At 45.7% G+C, this 4,474-nt stretch carries 4 protein-coding genes and 1 tRNA gene; 4 read left to right on the forward strand and 1 reads right to left on the reverse strand.

The features are described from left to right. Positions 1 to 14 precede the first annotated feature (14 nt). Positions 15 to 101: transfer RNA gene (locus tag Q0C11_RS14495), tRNA-Leu, on the reverse strand. Between the two features lie 109 nt (positions 102 to 210). Between Q0C11_RS14495 and queA the strand changes: the two genes are divergently transcribed. The 4 genes from queA to secD form a co-directional block, all read left to right on the forward strand. Further along, the gene (gene queA, locus Q0C11_RS14500) at positions 211 to 1,245 is read left to right on the forward strand and encodes a tRNA preQ1(34) S-adenosylmethionine ribosyltransferase-isomerase QueA (RefSeq protein ID WP_293009181.1); all 1,035 of its coding nucleotides are present in this window, start codon (positions 211 to 213) and stop codon (positions 1,243 to 1,245) included. Further along, positions 1,242 to 2,327: a tRNA guanosine(34) transglycosylase Tgt gene (gene tgt, locus Q0C11_RS14505; RefSeq protein ID WP_293009183.1), complete on the forward strand. Its 1,086-nt coding sequence runs from the start codon at positions 1,242 to 1,244 to the stop codon at positions 2,325 to 2,327. The genes queA and tgt overlap by 4 nt, the downstream gene beginning before the upstream one ends. Before the next feature lie 43 nt (positions 2,328 to 2,370). Further along, a complete protein-coding gene (gene yajC / locus Q0C11_RS14510) occupies positions 2,371 to 2,829 on the forward strand; it encodes a preprotein translocase subunit YajC (RefSeq protein ID WP_293009185.1) in 459 nt (152 codons plus the stop codon). A gap of 89 nt (positions 2,830 to 2,918) precedes the next feature. Then, a partial coding sequence (gene secD / locus Q0C11_RS14515; protein ID WP_293009187.1) for a protein translocase subunit SecD occupies positions 2,919 to 4,474 on the forward strand: 1,556 nt, incomplete at its 3' end.

The following is a 4,474-nucleotide window of genomic DNA, read 5'->3' on the forward strand; positions in this document are numbered from 1 at the left end:
CTGAAAACCTCTATTGGTGCCGAGAGGGGGAATCGAACCCCCATGATGTCACCATCGCGGGATTTTGAGTCCCGTGCGTCTACCAATTCCGCCATCTCGGCCAAGCTATTTGACTGTTTTTAATAAACAGAAGGCGCAATTATCACTGAAAACCCAGTGTACAGCAAGCAGCATGGGCGGAAAACCTGTTGCGCCGGTATAATGCGCGGCATGAAGACTCAGGATTTTGATTTTTATTTACCCTCGGAACTGATTGCACAATTTCCCGCTGAACGGCGTACCGGCAGTCGCCTACTCTATCTGGATAGTATCAACAATCAATGGCAAGATGCTTTATTTTTGAGTCTCCCCAATTTTCTGCGATCTGGGGATGTCATGATTTTTAATGATACGCAAGTAATTAAAGCACGCTTGCTGGGTAAAAAAGCCAGCGGCGGAAAAGTGGAAGTAATGGTGGAGCGCGTGCTGGATGACCGTCATGCTGTGGCAACAATCCGCGCCAGCCATGCGCCGAAACTGGATTCGCAACTCATTCTGGCTGATGCGATTCCATTAACCGTAATTGCACGTGAGCAAGAATTTTATACGTTGCGCTTTGAACATGAAAGAACCGTTGCAGAATTATTGAATTGCTATGGTCGATTACCGCTACCCCCCTATATTTCCCGTCCCGCTACAATAACTGATGAGGCGCGATATCAAACGGTTTACGCCAAAAACTCCGGAGCTGTTGCGGCACCAACTGCCGGTTTGCATTTCGATATTGATATGCTGGCACAATTGCGAACTATCGGTGTAATCATTGCCTATGTCACTTTGCATGTGGGCGCAGGAACATTTCAGCCGGTACGCGTTGAAAATATTGCCGATCACACAATGCACAGTGAAACTTATCACATTCCACAAATCACTGTTGAGGCAATCCTGAATGCCAAATTGTCAGGCGGACGTATTCTCGCGGTTGGCACGACATCTCTGAGAGCACTGGAAGCCTGTGCCTCCCTTCATCAGGGTGGGTTAGTTTCGGGTTATGGCGATACGCGGATTTTTATCACGCCGGGATATCGCTTCCAAATAATTGATCGATTATTAACCAATTTTCACCTGCCATGCTCAACCTTACTGATGCTGGTCTCAGCTTTTGCCGGCATGGAGAATATTCGCCAAGCCTATCAACATGCGATTAAAGAGCAATATCGTTTTTTTAGTTATGGAGACGCCATGCTGATTGAGAAAGACTCATGAAATTTCAACTGTATTCCACCGATAAAGCAGCCCGCCGGGGTACACTGACTTTGGCGCATGGCGCAATCGAGACACCAGTTTTTATGCCCGTGGGAACTTATGGTGCTGTCAAAAGCATGTCGCCTGCGGCGTTGCAAGCAGTTCATGCGCAGATCATTCTGGGCAATACGTTTCATTTATGGTTGCGGCCTGGGTTAAAGGTTATCGAGGCGCATCAAGGGTTGCATAACTTTATCGATTGGCATGGTCCAATATTAACCGACTCAGGTGGATTCCAAGTGTATAGCCTGGGAGAGTTGCGCAAAATCACCGAACAGGGTGTCCATTTCAAATCACCGGTCAATGGCGATAGTTGTTTCTTGTCTCCGGAAGAATCGATGCGAATCCAGCGCAACTTGAATTCTGATATTGTAATGATTTTTGATGAATGTACACCGTATCCAGCCGATGAAAACGCTACTAAACTATCGATGGAGTTGAGCCTGCGCTGGGCGGAGCGTTCCAAACAAGCGCACGATGAAAATCCAAATGCATTATTTGGCATCGTGCAAGGAGGCATGTATGAGCATTTGCGTGAGCATTCGCTTGCTGGTTTGAACCAAATCGGTTTTGATGGTTACGCCATCGGTGGATTATCCGTCGGCGAGCCTAAAGCGGATATGCAGCGTATTTTAAAACACACTACACCGCTGTTGCCAATCGATAAACCACGCTATTTGATGGGCGTCGGAACCCCTGCGGATATTGTTCATGCAGTGGCGCAAGGTATCGATATGTTCGATTGCGTGCTGCCAACCCGCAACGCTCGTAATGGTTGGCTGTATACGCGCAATGGTATCATCAAATTGCGAAATAGCCGTTATCGCTTGGATACATCACCTCCCGATGAACATTGTGACTGCTATACCTGTCAGAATTTTAGTCGCGCCTATTTGCATCATCTGCAACGTATCAATGAGATGCTTGGCGCACACTTGAATACAGTTCATAACCTATTTTATTATCAGCAGCTTATGTCAGAAATTCGCGATGCGATTGAAAATCAGCGATTTGAAGAATATGCACAAGAATTTCAGGCATAAGCGGTCATCATGCTAATATGTGCCCTTTTAATAAAGGGAGAATATGATGCTGATTAATGATGCATTTGCACAGGCTGCTTCTTCAACAGCCCAAAGTGATGCCGGCTGGGTCACTTTATTACCGATGATTGGTATACTCGTCTTGTTTTATTTTCTGCTTATTCGTCCACAAGCCAAGCGAGCCAAAGAACATAAGCTAATGGTGGGAGAGTTGCAAAGAGGCGATGAGGTCATTACCAATGGTGGTATTTTGGGGCAAATACTCAATGTCAGCGAAGCTTATGTCGTTATCGAAATTGCTCCAGCTATGGAGGTTACTGTACTGAAATCCTCGGTGCAAACTTTACTACCCAAAGGAACGCTGAAGAGTATTGAGCCTAAAAGTAAAACACCTAAAGCAAAAACAAAATTAGCTGCGCCAGAAAGTAATAAAGCTGAAGCTGCTGACGAATCTACAGAAGCCATTACCGCTGAAGTTGATAAAAATATCGAAAAGAAATAATTACGTTTGACAAGGAAGGAATTGGCTATTTGGCCCCTGCCTTTCTTTGTTTATTTTTTTACCCATTACTTAATACTTAACTGATACCCATGAACCGCTACGGATTTTGGCAGTACCTCATTATTGCGGTTTCACTGCTACTCGGCTTGCTTTACACTTTGCCGAATTTTTACGGCGAATCTCCTGCAATACAGATTTCTCCTTTACGAATTGCTACAAGCTCTGATACCGCATTGTTGCAACGAGTTGAAGAAGCATTGAAACAAGCCGACCTTGAAATGAATGGAATTTTACTCGAGGAAGGCAGTATTAAGGTTCGCTTTGCCGATACCGATTTGCAGATGAAAGCGAAAGACCTACTTGAATCTGTGCTGGGTAACGAATATATCATTGCCTTGAATCTGCTTCCGAATTCTCCGCAATGGCTGACAAACCTTGGTGCTTTGCCCATGTATCTGGGATTGGATCTACGTGGCGGGGTACATTTCATGCTTGCGGTTGATATGGAGGGAGCGCTTGAGAAATCACTCGATCGTTACAGCATCGATATTCGCAGTACATTACGCGAAAAAAAAATTTCGTACACCGGACTTGAGAAGCAAGCTAGGAAACTGATCATAAAGTTTCGCGATGTTGAATCACGCTCAAAAGCAGAAGCAGAATTAAAATCAAATTTTGCGGATTTCGCATTAAGTATAGAGGAAGCCGATAATCGCTATCATCTCATAGCTGAAATCAAGCCTGAAGTTCAAATACGCATGCAGGATTCGGCTGTGATGCAAAACATCACAACATTGCGCAATCGTGTCAATGAATTAGGTGTTGCTGAACCTATCATACAAAAGGCTGGTGCAGATCGCGTGATTGTTCAATTGCCAGGTGTGCAAGATACCGCCAAAGCAAAAGATATCTTGGGACGAACAGCTACGCTGGAAGTGCGTATGGTCGACGATGAACATGACCTTGATGCGGCTTTGCGCGGCAGAATTCCAGCTGGCACAGAGCTGCAGCAAGAGCGTGGCGGAAGTCCGATTCTCGTTAAAAAACAGGTTTTGCTCACGGGTGAGCGCATTACTGATGCACAGCCAGGTTTTGATAAGGATAATCAACCGGCAGTACACGTCAGCCTGGATAACAATGGATCGCGTATTTTTAAGCAATTAACGCGTGAGAATGTTGGTAGAAGAATGGCGATCCTGCTGATTGAAAAAAATACAGCCGAAGTAGTTACCGCACCGGTTATTCGTGAGGAAATCGGTGGCGGACGCGTGCAGATCAGTGGACGCATGACCAGCTTGGAAGCACGGGATGTCGCGCTATTATTACGTGCGGGTGCATTGGCGGCACCTATGGACATTATCGAGGAACGCACTGTTGGCCCCAGCTTGGGTGCGGATAATATTACCCGAGGGTTTAATTCAACCCTTTATGGATTTGTCGCGGTTGCCATTTTCATAGCGGCCTATTACACAGCATTTGGCGTTATTTCTGTCATTGCGCTTGCATTTAACTTGCTGCTGCTGGTTGGTTTGTTATCCATCATGCAAGCAACATTGACATTGCCTGGAATGGCGGCGCTGGCTCTAACGGTAGGCATGGCAATCGATGCCAATGTACTTATTAATGAGCGTATTAGGGATGAGTT

This window comes from Nitrosomonas sp. (assembly GCF_022842015.1).
Taxonomy (GTDB): domain Bacteria; phylum Pseudomonadota; class Gammaproteobacteria; order Burkholderiales; family Nitrosomonadaceae; genus Nitrosomonas.